Raw genomic sequence first — 14032 nt, 5'->3', positions numbered from 1 at the left:
CGGATTGTCGTCGCGCGAGAAGGTCAACAATTGGGCGCCCACCGAGAGCCAGGGCATTATATACCGCTGGCGTGTCCGCGCGACCTGGGCTACAAGCCTTCGTCAGGCGGCCGGCTGCGGATACGTGACCAGGGCCGGACTGCCGCGCCGTTTCTTGACCACGGCAAACTCCGTGAGCTCATGCGGCGTCGCCTTGGTCGCGCTCATCAAGTGCTTCACAGGGATGACACGCGTGACCTCGGCATCGGCAATCATCCGGCGATGGCAGCGCCACCAGACTGCTTCGGAGCACATGATGCAAGTGCGAGATTTGCGTCGCAGCGCGTTCAACTCAGCCAGGCCCTGCTCGAAATCATCGCTCTGCATATAGTCGGCGTATCCCCGGAAGCTGGAATTTTGCCACCCAGCGTTGACGGAATCCTTCTTCGCCCGTCGTAGCCCACCGAGCGCCGGCAGGTGAACGTATTCGATGCCAGCTTTCGGAAGGGCCCGAGTCATGCGTGCCTTGGCAAACCACGGAAAGGCGCGCGACTGCGGAACGGTGCGCACGTCGACCAATGTTTCGATTTTCCAGGCCTGCAGAATTGCGACAAACTCTTCCCACGGGTGCGTTGAATGCCCGATCGTGAAGAGAGTTCGCTGAGCCATTGCTTTGCCCGGAAAGGTAGTCGAAAACTGCTGAGACCAATTCACGTCTAGAACAGACTCATTTGACCGGACGACGGCCGCGGCGGTCGAAACAACGACGTGTCGAGCGGCGCGAGCGGCCGATCGAGACCGTGCTTCGCGCGAAAGACTTGAAACGTCTGCTTGATTTGTTCGGCGTATTTACCGCGGCCGCGCTGCCGCTCGGCAAAACCAGACCGGTACATCGCCCCGCCGCGCGTCGAGCGGATGCGCGTTTCGATCCGTGACACGGCATCAGGGCGGTGCGTGGCCAGCCAATCCCGGAAGACTGGTTCCACGGCCAGCGGCAGTCGCAACAAAACATAGCTCGCGTGCTGCGCGCCGGCCCGGGCGGCCGCGGCCAGGATCGCTGGCATTTCGTGATCGTTCAATCCAGGAATGATCGGTGCGACCATGACTCCCACCGGCACACCGGCCTCGGCCAGGCGTCGTACGACGGCCAATCGCGCGGCAGGGCGCGACGTGCGCGGTTCCAGCGAACCGCAGAGCTCGTTGTCGAGCGTGGTAATGCTGATGTGGACATGAACCAGGTTTTGCCGCCCCAGCTCGGTGAGAATGTCGAGATCGCGTCCGACGAGCGCATTTTTCGTGATGATACCGCAACATTGTTGCGCTTCGCTCATGACCTCCAGCAGGCCGCGCGTCAAACGCAACTTGCGCTCGATCGGTTGATAACAATCGGTGACGCCGGACATCGTGATCATTTCGCCTTGCCAGCTCGACTTTGCGAGCGCTGCCCGCAGTAGCGCCGGCGCGTCGTGCTTGACCATGACTTTGGTCTCGAAATCGAGCCCGGCGTTCATGCCCAGGTATTCGTGCGACGGCCGCGCATAGCAGTAGGCACACCCATGCTCGCAACCGCGATAGGCGTTGATACTGTAACGAAAGCTAATGTCGGGACTGTCGTTGGTGGCAAAAATCGATTGCGAACTGTCGGGCAAAAACTGCGTTGGCACGGCACGCCGGCCGTCGAGCGATTCGTCATCGGCTTCGAGATCGTCGAACTGCGATTCCAGATGCACCGCCTCGAAACGATTGGCCGGGCTGGTCGTCGCGCCACGACCGACCATCTTGGTGCGTTTTTCGTCCGACATGATCAATCTGACTTGTAACGCTTTGGAAGGAAGTCGGCTGTTGTTTCTTGACGGTCGATCCGAATTGTTCATGGCACATTATACCGCTGGTGCTCTCGGAAAAATCGACCTCGCGGGGATCGCTTCCACTAAGAGCGCAGAAAATCGAGCAAGGCGCGAAAAAAGTGGAATCAGCAACCGTGATCTGCTGCACTTTTCTTGCAGCCCGGGGTCAATGCATTCGAACGATGGGAACTCGGATGGCAGGAGAACGGATCCTCCGCAGATTGCGCAGAGGGACGCAGATTTGAGGACCGAAAAAGGATGGCCGCGCAGGGTGTGACAGATAACCTTGTTCAAGAATCGCGGACGCGCCTACGGCTTGCTTTTGCAATCTGCGTCATCTTGAGATCTGCGGATGAGTTCTTACTCGTCATCCAGACTCTTCAGTCGGAAGAAGATCATCCGCGTGGCGCATCGACGAACACAGATTCAGACTTGCGCGCAACTTGTCAAGCGTCAATAAATGTGATGTGCGCTCATGGTGACGCGCGTCGTGATGGCACCGTTGGGATGTGGCGAGGCGCGTCTGTCAAGAGCGAAAACGCTGGCGTCATGATTTGTCGGTAAACTCCGTTTGTCGCACGCGGAAGGTCGGCTTATAATGCGACTCGTTCGAGGTCGTGTGATCGTGCGCGGCGACTATGTTGTGGATTGAATCGCCGCGGCTAGAATCGCAGACGACAGATGTGCAGAAGCCCAAGGAATTGATGACGTGCTTTCCGTTCGACCAAAAGTCGCCGAGTTGGTATTCCAACTCTATGGAAGGTCGCTGCACCCCGAGTTGTTCGAAGTCTATAGCAGCCACACCGTCAAACGTGGCGGTTACGAGGCCACGATCAGCATCACCAGCGCTGGCCACATCGTTACCTGGCGGTACGACGGTCTGGTGCTGACCGAGGTTTGCACGTCGGCCCATCATCCGCTGCCGCAAAAGCGGCGCCTGCTGTCATACCGGCTGAAGGGGGAACGCAGCGATCGGATGGAATGCCGGGGCGGTGCCGCCTACCAGGTCAACTTCCAGTTGGAACCGGTCGAGCCCGAGGTCTTCTGGACTTTCCAGCAAGAGCTAGCATTCTCGGGCGAGCGGCAAGGCATGCTGCACCATTTCAATTCCAGCGGTCGCATGGCCCTGGGCGCGCTCAGTTACATCAACGTCGAGACGCGCAATCGCAGCCTGCTGGTCCAGGCCTTCCACACCTTTCCTGACGATTACGCGATCGTCAAAAGCCAGTCGCTCTACGAAGTACCGTAGACGGAATCGGCCACAGAGACGGCAATTAGCCACAGAGGTCTCAGAGACCACAGAGATGTCAGATTTCTTTACTAACGGCTGATCGACCCGCGTGGACTCTTCGCGATTCACCGGCGATGACGCCGCCAATAAAGGTGTCGACGCGCGAAAAACCGATTCACCTCGGTGTTCTCTGTGCCCTCGGTGGCAAGAACTGCATTAGCTCGGCAGCATATCGGCAATCGCTAATCGAGATAGCGCCGTGATATGTCGCCGTATGCGTCCACACGGCGATCACGCAAGAAGGGCCAGTGCGTCCGCACGACGTCGATCTTGTCGAGGTTGCATTCGACGATCAGCGTCTCTTCCGAGTCGTGGCTGGCCCGGGCCAGGATATTGCCGTTCGGATCGGCCATGAATGACGCGCCCCAGAATTGCAGATTGCCTTCCAGTCCGGTGCGGTTCGCCGCGGCCACGAAGACACCATTGGCGATCGCGTGGCTGCGCATCATCGTTTCCCACGCCGAATGCTGGCTCGCGCCGTACTCATCTTTTTCGGCCGGATGCCAACCGATGGCCGTGGGATAAAACAGGATTTGCGCCCCGGTTAGCGCGGTCAGCCGTGCCGCTTCGGGGTACCACTGGTCCCAGCAAACGCACGTCCCGATGCGCCCGTAGCGTGTGGGAAAGCTGGCAAAGCCCAGATCGCCCGGTGTGAAGTAGAACTTCTCGTAGTACAGCGGATCGTCCGGGATGTGCATCTTGCGGTACTTGCCCGCCACGCTGCCGTCGGCGTCGAAGATCAGTGCCGTATTGTGATACAGTCCGGGCGCGCGGCGCTCGAAGAACGAACCCACAACGACAACGCCGTGCCGCCGCGCGGCCTCGGCAATGCGTTCGGTCGTCGGCCCGGGGATCGGCTCTGCGTCGCTGAAGCGGGTGTGGTCCTCGCTTTGGCAAGGGTAAAGTCCGGCAAACAACTCTTGCAGGCAGACGATTTGCGCGCCGGCGCTCGCGGCCTCGGCAATGCGCGACACGGCTTTGGCCACATTCGCTTCTTGCGAGGCGACGCAGCTCATTTGCACAAGCGCGATCGATACCTTGGACGGCGACCGCGACGATCCTGACGTGGGTTGGCTGCTGTGATTCATGGTTCTCGGATGTTACCCTATCCGGCGCCGCGTGGGGAAGGACCCAAGGGCCGCAGCCCCTGGCGCGCCGGATGTGGCGGTGTGAATCATACGCAAGGAGCGGGCCAGAATTCATGAATCTCGCAAAGTTGCCGGGCCTGTTTATCACGGGTACCGACACCAACGTGGGCAAGACTTACGTCGCCGCGCGGATTGCCGCGGCGCTGACGGAAAAGGGGTTGCGCGTCGGCGTCTATAAGCCCGTGGCCAGTGGCTGTCCGACCATCGGGGGCGAGTTGGTCAGCGAAGACGCAGTCAGCCTGTGGAACGGCGCTGGCCGTCCGGGTGACCTTGCGCACGTCTGTCCGCAGCGATTTGCCGCGGCATTGGCGCCGCACCTGGCGGCGCGGGCAGGCGGCAAGGAAGTCTCGGCCGACCTGTTGCGTTCGGGCCTCGAATACTGGCGCGCGCGCAGCGATGTTTTGATCGTCGAAGGGGCCGGCGGACTGCTCTCGCCGTTGACCGATGACGAATACGTTGCCGACCTGGCGGCCGAACTCGGTTTCCCGCTAATTGTCGTGACCGACAATTCGCTGGGCACAATCAACCGCACGCTATCCACTCTGGTCGTCGCGGCTACCTGCGGCGATGAGCTGGATGTGGCTGGCGTAATCGTCAACGAACCGCACGAAGCCGGCGCCGATACGAGCGCGGCAACGAACCTGGCCGAGCTGCAGGCACGCTGCGTGCCGACCGTGCTAGGTCTTGTCCCCTGGCAGGGCAACCTGCCGCCAGATATCGACTGGCTGAACCTGGCGAAGCGAGGCTAGCGTTGCCGAACGATGGTTGGTTGCTCGCAAAGGACGGCCACAAAAAGCACAAAACTACACGAAAAGCGAAGTTGAGACAGACGGAGGATCAAATCGACGCTGCTTCCTCCGCTTGCTTCTGTAAATCTTTTTTCGTGCCTTTTCGTGTTTTTTGTAGCTCGTCTTTGCAGATGCTATGAACTCGCCACGGCCACCGGATGATGTTCGCGGCGACGCTCGGCCATGGCCGTGTCGATCGCGAGTTCCATCGTTACGCTCCAGCGACCTGACGCGTCGGGCGTCACGGTCCAGTGCGGTTGCACGACGACCGATTGATGCACCAGCTCGAAGCCCCCTTCGGACTGGCTGACCGTTTCCACCGGATAGGTCCAGATGTTGCTCGCGCGAGACGCTTTCCAACCGACGTCGATTCCCAAGTATTCGTCGACCAGACCCAGCGAGCGCGTGTCGTGCAAATCGAGATGCTCGCCCAGGTGCCCTAAGCGACGACCATCGCCGTCGTGGAAGAATCGATCGTCACAGTTGGACGGCAAACCGGCGAAATTGAATTCGACGGAGAAGTGGAATGACTGATCCGGCTGCAACCCTTCGATCATGTAGGCGATCTCGATCGTCGAGCTGCCGGCTTCGAGGGTCAGCCCTTTGGTGATTTTCAGCGACTGCCCCCAGGCGTTCCCCTGCCGCGACAGTTGCACCTGAATACGATTCGGGTTGCGCCGCAAGCGTGCGTCGTAAGCGCCGCTGGCGAAATCGCCGCGCTCCACGGCCTCGCCTGACGCAACAGCCGCCAGCGTGACGTCGTTGTCGTGAAAGTGATCGATCAGCGATTTGCGCGGCAGGTTGTCGTACTGCAAGCGCTCGTTCAAGCCGGGCTGCTTGAAAACCACGCGATCGTGAATGCTGCCTACGCCATCGGAACTCGCGTTCGGCCCGGCCAATACCTTGCGGTGATAGGCTTCGGGCTGGCGGGCGAGCGTGGCCAGCAGATTGTGGCAGATCGAACGGACGTCCAACTCATACATCAAGCCGCCGCGCCATGGCCGGATCAACGTCGCCAGTTTGTCATTGGCGAGGAAGACTTCCTGCCGAGCGTCGAGATTGAAATCGCCGACCACGGCCTCGATCCAGGTATCCTGGCGATCGGCCGCGCGATCCAGCAAATTGTCGGCTGCGATCAGCGAGCGATAAACGGCGTTACGCAAATGGGGCAGATAGATGCCGCCGAACGCACCATGCCAATAGCTGCAATTGCACTGGCCGCGGTACAACTCGCTGCGCGCCGCGTCGACCAGAGCACGGTCATGCCTTTTTTGCTCGGCCTCTTCCACGCGGCGGCTGATCATCAGCATGCGCGTGTACATCTCGTCGGCTTCGGGGTACTTCACTTTGAAGTTCCGCCAAAAGCCGCCCCGTACAAATTGCGATAGCACCGGCCAGCGTGGGTCGCTTTCCATGTCGTGCCGCACGCGCTCGTACTCCAAGAGCTGCGCGGTAGGCAGCGCCCATTCGGTCATTTCGCGATAGCTGCTGTCGGGCAGATAGATCTTGCCGTTCGGTGGCACGTTGTCGACCGCGTCGGCCAGCGTCGTGGTTTTGATCCAGCTTTCGTTGGCCACGAGCGCCTGGAAGAAGCGATCGAGCCAGCCATCCTCGTACACGTGCTTCTTTGTCTCGGGCCAGGTACCGAACTTCTCGCCATCGTCGCCGAACACGACCACGGCCTCGGGCCGGCGCTCGGCAATGCTGCGCAGATGGTCGATCGTCGCCTCGGGGGCCGCAAAGGGGATCGTGTACCGCAGCCGCTCGCTGCCGGGAAAGATCGCCAGGATCTGGCCATCGTTCTCGCTGATGAAGTAGCCATCCAGCAGCTCGGGCGACAATCCGGCATTGCGAAAATGAAAGTCGTCGAGCACCGTGTATTGAATATTGGCGTCGGCCAGGTCAGTGACCATGGTCGGTTCCCAGACACGCTCGGGAATCCACATGCCGCGGACCTTGCACCGCAGGCGCCCCTCGAGCCAGTTGGTGTAGGCCCGAATCTGTCCAATGCGGTCGCGGCGGGGGATCATCGACAGGATCGGCTCGTAGAACGCGCCGCCGACGATCTCGATCCGATCCTGGGCGACCAGGTCGGCCAGATCATCCAGGTATTCCGGATGGCGCGCCGCGAGCCATTCCATCAACGAGCCGCTGGTGTGCAGGCAAATCTTCAACGACGGATAGCGGCGGAAGACTTCCAGGAACGGCCGATAGCTATCGTGATACGCCTGCTCCATGACGCCGTCGAAGTTGCCGATCGGCTGATGATTGTGCAGGACCAGAGCCAGACGAATCGTATGTGGCATAAATGAGAGAGGCGTAGAAACAGGAAATCGTTGGATGGTTCAGATCACGATGTGCTAGCAGCGACAGTCCGTGTTCGACATGTTCAGCCGCCGTGGTTTACCCAGTCTGACTGATCGGCAGAGTCCGCGGCTCGTGCAGGTCAGCCTCGACTTCGCGGAGAAACGCGGCGGCTTCCTCAGGCGGTACAGGATTAATGTAGAAACCCGAGCCCCATTCGAATCCGGCGGTCTTCGTCAGGCGCGGAATAATCTCAATGTGCCAGTGATAGTGATTGAGTTCTTGCGTGTCAAAGGGTCCTGTGTGCAAGATGTAGTTGTAAGCGGGCCGATCGAGTGCCACTTCGATCTTGCCCATTACCTGCTTCATGATCCGCGCCAGGTCTTCGACGCCGTTTTTCTGAATGTTTTCGTAATGACTAGAGTGGACCTTGGGCAGGATCCACGTCTCGAACGGAAAGCGGCTGGCGAACGGGCAGAAGGCAACAAAACCCGGCGTGTCTAGCACGATTCGCTTCTCGGTCGCCAACTCCTGTTGGACCATGTCGCAAAACACACAGCGGCCGCGAAATTTGAAGAACTCCTGGCTGCCGATCATCTCCTCGCGCACGTTGATCGGCACGATCGGCGTGACGATCAATTGGCTGTGGGTGTGTTCCAGTGATGCGCCGGCCGCCTCGCCCACGTTCTTGAAGATCATGCCGTACACCAGGCGGCGATCTTTTTTCAGATCAATCAGCCGGTCGCGATAGACCCAGAATACTTCGCGTAGATTATCCTCGGTCATGTCCGCCGTGCTGAGCAGATGCTGCGGCGATTCGATGATCACCTCGTGGGCGCCGACACCGCGCATCATGTCGTAGATGCCTTCGCCGCGGTTGTTCAAGTCCCCCTCGATCTCGAGCGCGGGAAACTTGTTCGGCACGACGCGGACCCGCCACCCTTCGCGGTTGGGAAGCGAGCCTTGCTTGCGATACGCCAGCACCTCGCCGGGTGTCTTGTCTTCGTTGTGCTCGCAGAAAGGGCAGAACTTCCCACCGCGCACCCGGGGCGTAGTCTCGAAGTCGTGCGGCCGCTTGGCACGGCTCTTGGCGATGATCACCCACCGGCCAACGATCGGATCTTTGCGTAAGTCAGGCATGAGTATTCAGATGACTAATGTCGAAACAAAATGTCGAAGTGCGAAGCCTTGAGCAAGCTCAGCGGCTGAGTTGTGGATCATTTCGAGGACCGCCTGACACCTCTAACCTTACTAACTACCGGCTAACGGCGACTGTCTCTCACACTTGCCACATTTGCAACTCGTAATCGGCCGAGGGGACGAACGTCTCGATCGCTCCTTCGTGGGGCAAGCGTTCGATCGATTGCTCGCCAGATACTAGTTCGACGACAAAATTCAGTGGCGCGTCGACGGCGACCCCAAGGCTGCGGAACGGCACCACCACTTCCAGGATCAGATCGGCCACGGCCTCGACGCCCGAGGCCGTGACCGGCACATCGTTGCGATACAGTTGCAGGATCGGCTCCGGCCAACTGGGATGCGAGATCAAAAGTTCGATTCCCGTGGGTTGCAGGAAAGTCACCTTCAGCGTGTCGACCTCGGCCAAGCGCTCGCGAATTGTAACACCGTGGGCGTCGAAGCGAAGAAAGAGACGATCGGCGTCAAATCCAAAATAAAAATCTGCGATCTTTCCTTCCGAAACCATGCTCATGGTCCCGCGTGAGCCGGACGCTGTGTAGTGTCCGGCGTTCAGCCATTCGAAGTACGTGCGACGGCCATCCACACGCACGTTCAAGAACGACGTCGGCTCGGTAAACAGCCGCGCGTGTTGATGTCCCTGGCTGATCGGCTTTGAGAGTTCGGTGGGGGCCGGATCGTCGAGCAGCGTGTAGACATTCTGCAGGTGACGGCGGAACAAGCGGTCGAACAACTCGTCCTGAGCGCTTGAATGGTCGTCGCCGAACCACCAGAACCAATCGCTTCCTTCGGCAATGTACAGCTCTTCCCACGCGCCGCGCAATTGCTCGGCTGTTTTCTCGCCGATGCGCGCTGCTCGCACCAGGTGAGTGCGCGTCTCGAACAGCAGGTCCCACGCGCGATTGCACTCGGGATGCCCGATCCATATGCCAAAGTTGTGCTGAATCCAACTGCCTGAGAATAAATGGCCGATTTTGTCCGTGGCCGGATGACGGGCCAAATAGTCGCGCACTCGGACCGGCGTGACCTTGGCATGCGACGCGGCGCGGCGGTACAGGGCACGCAGAAACTCAACGCCGCTGTTGGGGTAGTATTCCCAGCAGTTTTCGCCGTCGAGGATAATGCTCACGAGCGTGGGCCGATGTCCGGCGTTGGCCGTGGTGGCGCGGCCAATGGCCTCGACCTTGCCCATAAAGTCATCGACCGCCTGGTCGGCCTGGTAGCGCTGATAGTGGAAGCCGATCTGATCGCTCATCGCGTGATCGCGAAAGATCATCTGCACGGCGTGCCCCTTATCCTCGGCGCGCCAGGGGCGGTACAGCATTTCTGGATTGCGCAAATAGCCATGCCCATCGCGCGACACCCAACCTTCGGTCGAGGCCGACAAGATTTCCTCGTCCGTGGCCATCCATTGAATGCCGGCCTTGGCCACGGCCGCGATCATGGCCTGGCATACCGATCCTTCCGAGGGCCACATGCCGACCGGTTTTTCGCCAAACAACTTGGTGTGATATTCGACGGCCCGCGCGATCTGGGCCTCGGCATCCTCGCGGTACCCTTCCAGATGCTTCGGCAGGCTGACGTCCGGCATCGCCTGCCGCGCCAAACGTTTGTCATAGAGGAGCGGAAGAATGGGATGGTAGAAGGGGGTGGTCGTCAGCTCGACCTGACCACTTTCGGCCAACTCGCGGTGCAGCGGCACGACCTCGGCCAACAGATCCATCTGTCGCGCCAGCAGCCATTGCTTTTCGTCCTCGCTCCAATGCTTCCCCTTTTTGCGAAACTCGGCCAGGTCGGCATCCTGGTCGAACGCCAGCGGGTGGATCCACGACAGGTTCGACCAGCATTGCAGGTCGAGAATGTCGCGCTTCGTGAATCGCTTGGCCGCTCGGGCCGCGGTGTCGATCGACACGCCGCGCTTTTGATACAGCTCGAGATACCGGCGGTAAGGCCGGATCATGTGATCCGGATGGACCATGAAGAAATTATCGAGCAGGTACGTCATGTCCGCCTCGGCCAAGGTGTCGGCCGGCAGTCGCGATACGCGCAAGTGCTCGTCCTGGGCGCCGCGGTCGGTGTAGGCCGTCAACTGCGCAAGCAGGCTGGGGACGAGGTTGATCGTGGCGTGCATCTCGGGCACTTCCTTGAGCAACATCGCCATGCCCCAATAATCCTTGGTGGCGTGCAGACGCACCCACGGCATGGGATTCTCGCCGCTGACATCGTCAGGGTAGTAGGGTTGATGCTGGTGCCAGAAAAAGGCGAGAGCTACGTCATGCATAACGATTCCCTCCTTGCGGCTCGGGCCCACGAGTCTTGCGACGAATATCGTTACCGGTTTGGCCGCGGCAAATCCTTTAGCGGCCACCGGACATGGGCGTGCGATGCATGCGTCTATCGGCTCGTATCGAATCGGCCGGCGAACTGGATCACGCGGCGATTGACCCGATTATCGAGCCTGGCGGGCGATTCTCAACTGCAAGCGGCTTGCGGCACCAGGGCGCTGATGCGGCGGTACAAGCTTACGTATTGTTCGGCGCTGCGCTTCCAAGACCAGTCTTGCTGCATTCCGGTCGAAACCAGTTGCGACCACAATTCCGGCTGGCGGTACATTTCCACCGCCCGGCGCAGGGCTTCGGACAAGGCCAGAACGCTGTACTCGCGGAAGCTGAAACCATTGGCCGCTCCGGCGGACAGTGCCTCGGGCGTGGCATCAACGATCGTGTCGGCCAGGCCGCCTGTGGCGCGGACGACGGGCACGGCGCCGTATTTCAAGCTGTAAAGCTGGCTCAGGCCGCACGGCTCGAAGCTGCTGGGCATCAGGAACATGTCCGCGCCCCCTTCGATCCTGTGCGCGAGCGCCTCGGAGAATTGCAGCTTGGCCGCGACCTTGTGCGGATGACGTTCCGCCAGGTTCGTCAGAAACTGTTCGTACTTTGTGTCCCCGGTACCGACGATCGCCCATTGCACGTCGGCCGAGTTGACCCATTCCTGCATGACGTTGGCGACGAGGTCCATCCCTTTTTGATCGGTCAGCCGGGTGACCATGCCGATCAGCGGCTTGTCGGCCGAGAGTTCCAGCCCCAACTCGGTTTGCAGGGCCGCTTTGCAGGCCGCCTTGCCCGAGGTGAAGGACGCCGCGTCGTAATTGACCGGCAGGAACCGATCGGTCACGGGATTCCAGACCGTGTAGTCGGCGCCGTTAAGGATGCCGGTCAAGACCGAGCGCCGCTGCTGCAGCACCCCTTCCAAACCGCAACCCAGCGGCGAGGCCTGGATCTCTTCGGCATAGCGTGGGCTGACAGTGCTGATCGCATCGGCGAACACCAAACCGGTCTTCAGCAGGTTCAACTTGCCGAAGAACTCCATCTGATGCCAGTTGAAGTATTTCCAATCCAGCCCAGTCAGCAGCATGTCCCAATGCCAGAACTGTCCCTGGAACGCCAGGTTGTGAATCGTCATTAGCGAGGCAATCCGCTCATAGCGCGGTACGCCCCGGTATTCGATTTTCAACAGTGCCGGCAGCAGCCCGGTTTGCCAGTCGTTGGCATGGATCACGTCGACCGGCAACTCCAGCAGCCGGATCGACTCCATAATCGCGCGGCAGAAGAAGACGAACCGTTCGCAATTGTCGATGTAATCGTGACCGCCGGCGCCGTAGAGCCCGTCGCGATCAAAGTACTGCGGTTGCTCGACGAGGTACACCGGAACCTGCGTGCCTGGAAAACGGCTACGCAGCAGGCTTCCACGGACGGTCTTGGTGCCGATGGGAATTGAAAGCTGAATCGAGGTCTGCTCGATCGGCTGTCCGGCCGAGAGCGCCTGGCGATAAGCCGGCATGAAGACCACGGGCGAATGCCCCAGCCGCGCCAACTCTAGCGGCAACGCCCCAGAGACGTCGGCCAGTCCCCCTGTCTTGGCGAAGGGGACCGCTTCACTCGTGGCCACAAGAATATTCATTCCGGGTTGCTCCCATCAGTCGTCGGCCAGGCAGCGCATGCCACGCGTGGCCGGAAGTCCGTTGTCGAGAGCCGCTTGGCGCTGCCCATCCTTGCGCCCTACACCCGTCAGAATCATAACAGAGCGTTGCGCAAAAACCAGCGGATGCGAGACTTACGTCGGCTTGTCGGTCATCTCTACGTGAATTACCTCGTTTACGTTACTGGTAGAATCGTGCTTAGGTGTGGACCGCATTGAGGTTTTTCAACCCCTGCCGGCAAGTAATTGTAACCGGCGGTCAAATTGTGCGGGTGATACGTTGTGAAAGGGGAGACACCCCCCGTGTTTACCCGCCGCGATCGCCCGCCAGAATCGGCACAGTTCGAACCGCGTGGCATCATCGTCCGCCCGCAGGGGGTTTCGTTGCCCGCTGCGGTTCGTCGCCACTCGGCTGATTGATCTATCCTTTCAATGGCCTTTTCAAAACACGAAACGGCGTCCGCGCCGAATCGGAAATTTGTTCGCCGCGACGAGGAATCGACAGGGGGCGCCGACCCCCGCCGTAGTTAAGGGATGGGGATCGCTCATGAGCCAGACCCTGGCGATCGAAGACGTCGACAATCCGTATCGCACGCACGGTTATTCGACGCCACTACCCATGCTCGATGCCAGTCCCCCGAACGTGGACGAATTGCGAGCCTTCGTCGGGCCGAACTTCGACTATTTTCTGCGCAAGTGGGGGCCGCGTCTGCAGAATCCGGCTAGCGAAGTCGGCATGAATTGGATGGCGTTCTTCTTTCCCACGTTCTGGTTTGCCTATCGCAGGATGTATCGCGCTGCGATCGCGGTTTACGTGATTGGATTTGTACTGTCGATCGCGTCGGAAATCATCTTCCTGGGCTTTCTTGACAAGCAGCGTGCGCCGTTTTTTATCGGCAGGGTCGTCATCGGAATCGTGTGCGGCCTGGGCGCGAACGCCTGGTATTTATCGCGCGCACAGAAAGCGATCGCCCACGCTCGCCAAGAAGGATTCACCGGCGATCAGCTAATGCTTGTGTTGTCGCAACGGGGTGGGGGCAGTCGGGCCGCCCTGACTTGGGTGGCGCTCTTCTTCGTGGTTTGGCTGCTGATTTCCTCAGTCGTGGTGGCCGGCTGTCGCACGGCGCAAGGCTTCGCGCCCGCCAAGGTCGCGGCCGAGCAGTTTTTCGAGCAGATGAACGCAGGTCATCGTGACGCGGCGTTTGCCCTGTGCTCGAAGCGTTGCCAGGAGGTTACCTCGGAGGAACAGTTGCGCGATATGTGGGAGGTCTTCGAAGCGAGCCAGGGGCACGTCCAGACGTGGACCCTGGACGGCGTATCGATGTCAACCCACAACAATAGCGGCGTGCTCGTGCTGACATACCGCCTCGTGCGGGAGCACGGAGATAGCAAAGTGCAATTCACCTTCGTGAACGAAGAGGGGCGATGGGTAATTCAGGGCATTAACTTGCACGGCTGATGCCGTAACAAGCTTGGCCGGCAGGCACGCCTAGGCTTCGC

10 protein-coding genes are annotated in these 14032 nt (G+C 60.1%); 3 read left to right on the top strand and 7 right to left on the bottom strand.

Translation table 11 applies throughout. From position 1 onward, the window contains the following. Positions 1–102: 102 nt before the first annotated feature. Positions 103–648 carry a DUF488 domain-containing protein gene (locus tag VGN12_09940; GenBank protein ID HEY4309758.1) on the bottom strand — a complete coding sequence of 182 codons (546 nt, stop codon included), beginning with the start codon at positions 646–648 and terminating at the stop codon, positions 103–105. Between the two features lie 47 nt (positions 649–695). Then, a complete protein-coding gene (locus VGN12_09935; GenBank protein HEY4309757.1) occupies positions 696–1781 on the bottom strand; it encodes a PA0069 family radical SAM protein in 1086 nt (361 codons plus the stop codon). A gap of 754 nt (positions 1782–2535) precedes the next feature. Here VGN12_09935 and VGN12_09930 point away from each other — a divergent pair. Beyond that, positions 2536–3075, top strand: a complete 540-nt coding sequence (locus VGN12_09930; GenBank protein ID HEY4309756.1) for a DUF2617 family protein — start codon at positions 2536–2538, stop codon at positions 3073–3075. A gap of 224 nt (positions 3076–3299) precedes the next feature. Here VGN12_09930 and VGN12_09925 read toward each other — a convergent pair whose 3' ends face one another. After that, positions 3300–4205 (bottom strand): carbon-nitrogen hydrolase, encoded by a 906-nt coding sequence (locus VGN12_09925; GenBank protein ID HEY4309755.1) that lies wholly within the window; start codon positions 4203–4205, stop codon positions 3300–3302. Positions 4206–4318: 113 nt separating this feature from the next. On the opposite strand from VGN12_09925, the gene bioD reads away from it, so the two are divergent. Further along, positions 4319–5014 carry a dethiobiotin synthase gene (gene bioD / locus VGN12_09920; protein ID HEY4309754.1) on the top strand — a complete coding sequence of 232 codons (696 nt, stop codon included), beginning with the start codon at positions 4319–4321 and terminating at the stop codon, positions 5012–5014. A 173-nt stretch (positions 5015–5187) separates the two neighbouring features. Here bioD and VGN12_09915 read toward each other — a convergent pair whose 3' ends face one another. The 4 genes from VGN12_09915 to glgA form a co-directional block, all read right to left on the bottom strand. Next, positions 5188–7359, bottom strand: coding sequence for an alpha-amylase/4-alpha-glucanotransferase domain-containing protein (locus VGN12_09915; GenBank protein HEY4309753.1), 2172 nt, complete (start codon positions 7357–7359; stop codon positions 5188–5190). A 97-nt stretch (positions 7360–7456) separates the two neighbouring features. Further along, positions 7457–8497, bottom strand: coding sequence for a galactose-1-phosphate uridylyltransferase (gene galT / locus VGN12_09910; GenBank protein ID HEY4309752.1), 1041 nt, complete (start codon positions 8495–8497; stop codon positions 7457–7459). Between the two features lie 139 nt (positions 8498–8636). Then, positions 8637–10835, bottom strand: a complete 2199-nt coding sequence (locus VGN12_09905) for a glycoside hydrolase family 57 protein (protein HEY4309751.1) — start codon at positions 10833–10835, stop codon at positions 8637–8639. A 191-nt stretch (positions 10836–11026) separates the two neighbouring features. Beyond that, positions 11027–12514 carry a glycogen synthase GlgA gene (gene glgA / locus VGN12_09900; protein HEY4309750.1) on the bottom strand — a complete coding sequence of 496 codons (1488 nt, stop codon included), beginning with the start codon at positions 12512–12514 and terminating at the stop codon, positions 11027–11029. Positions 12515–13079: 565 nt separating this feature from the next. Here glgA and VGN12_09895 point away from each other — a divergent pair. After that, positions 13080–13991 carry a DUF2628 domain-containing protein gene (locus VGN12_09895; protein ID HEY4309749.1) on the top strand — a complete coding sequence of 304 codons (912 nt, stop codon included), beginning with the start codon at positions 13080–13082 and terminating at the stop codon, positions 13989–13991. Positions 13992–14032 lie beyond the last annotated feature (41 nt).

The sequence above is a fragment of the Pirellulales bacterium genome (genome assembly GCA_036499395.1).
In the GTDB taxonomy this organism is placed as follows: Bacteria; Planctomycetota; Planctomycetia; order Pirellulales; family JACPPG01; genus JACPPG01.
This window is presented reverse-complemented; position numbering and strand designations above follow the sequence as displayed.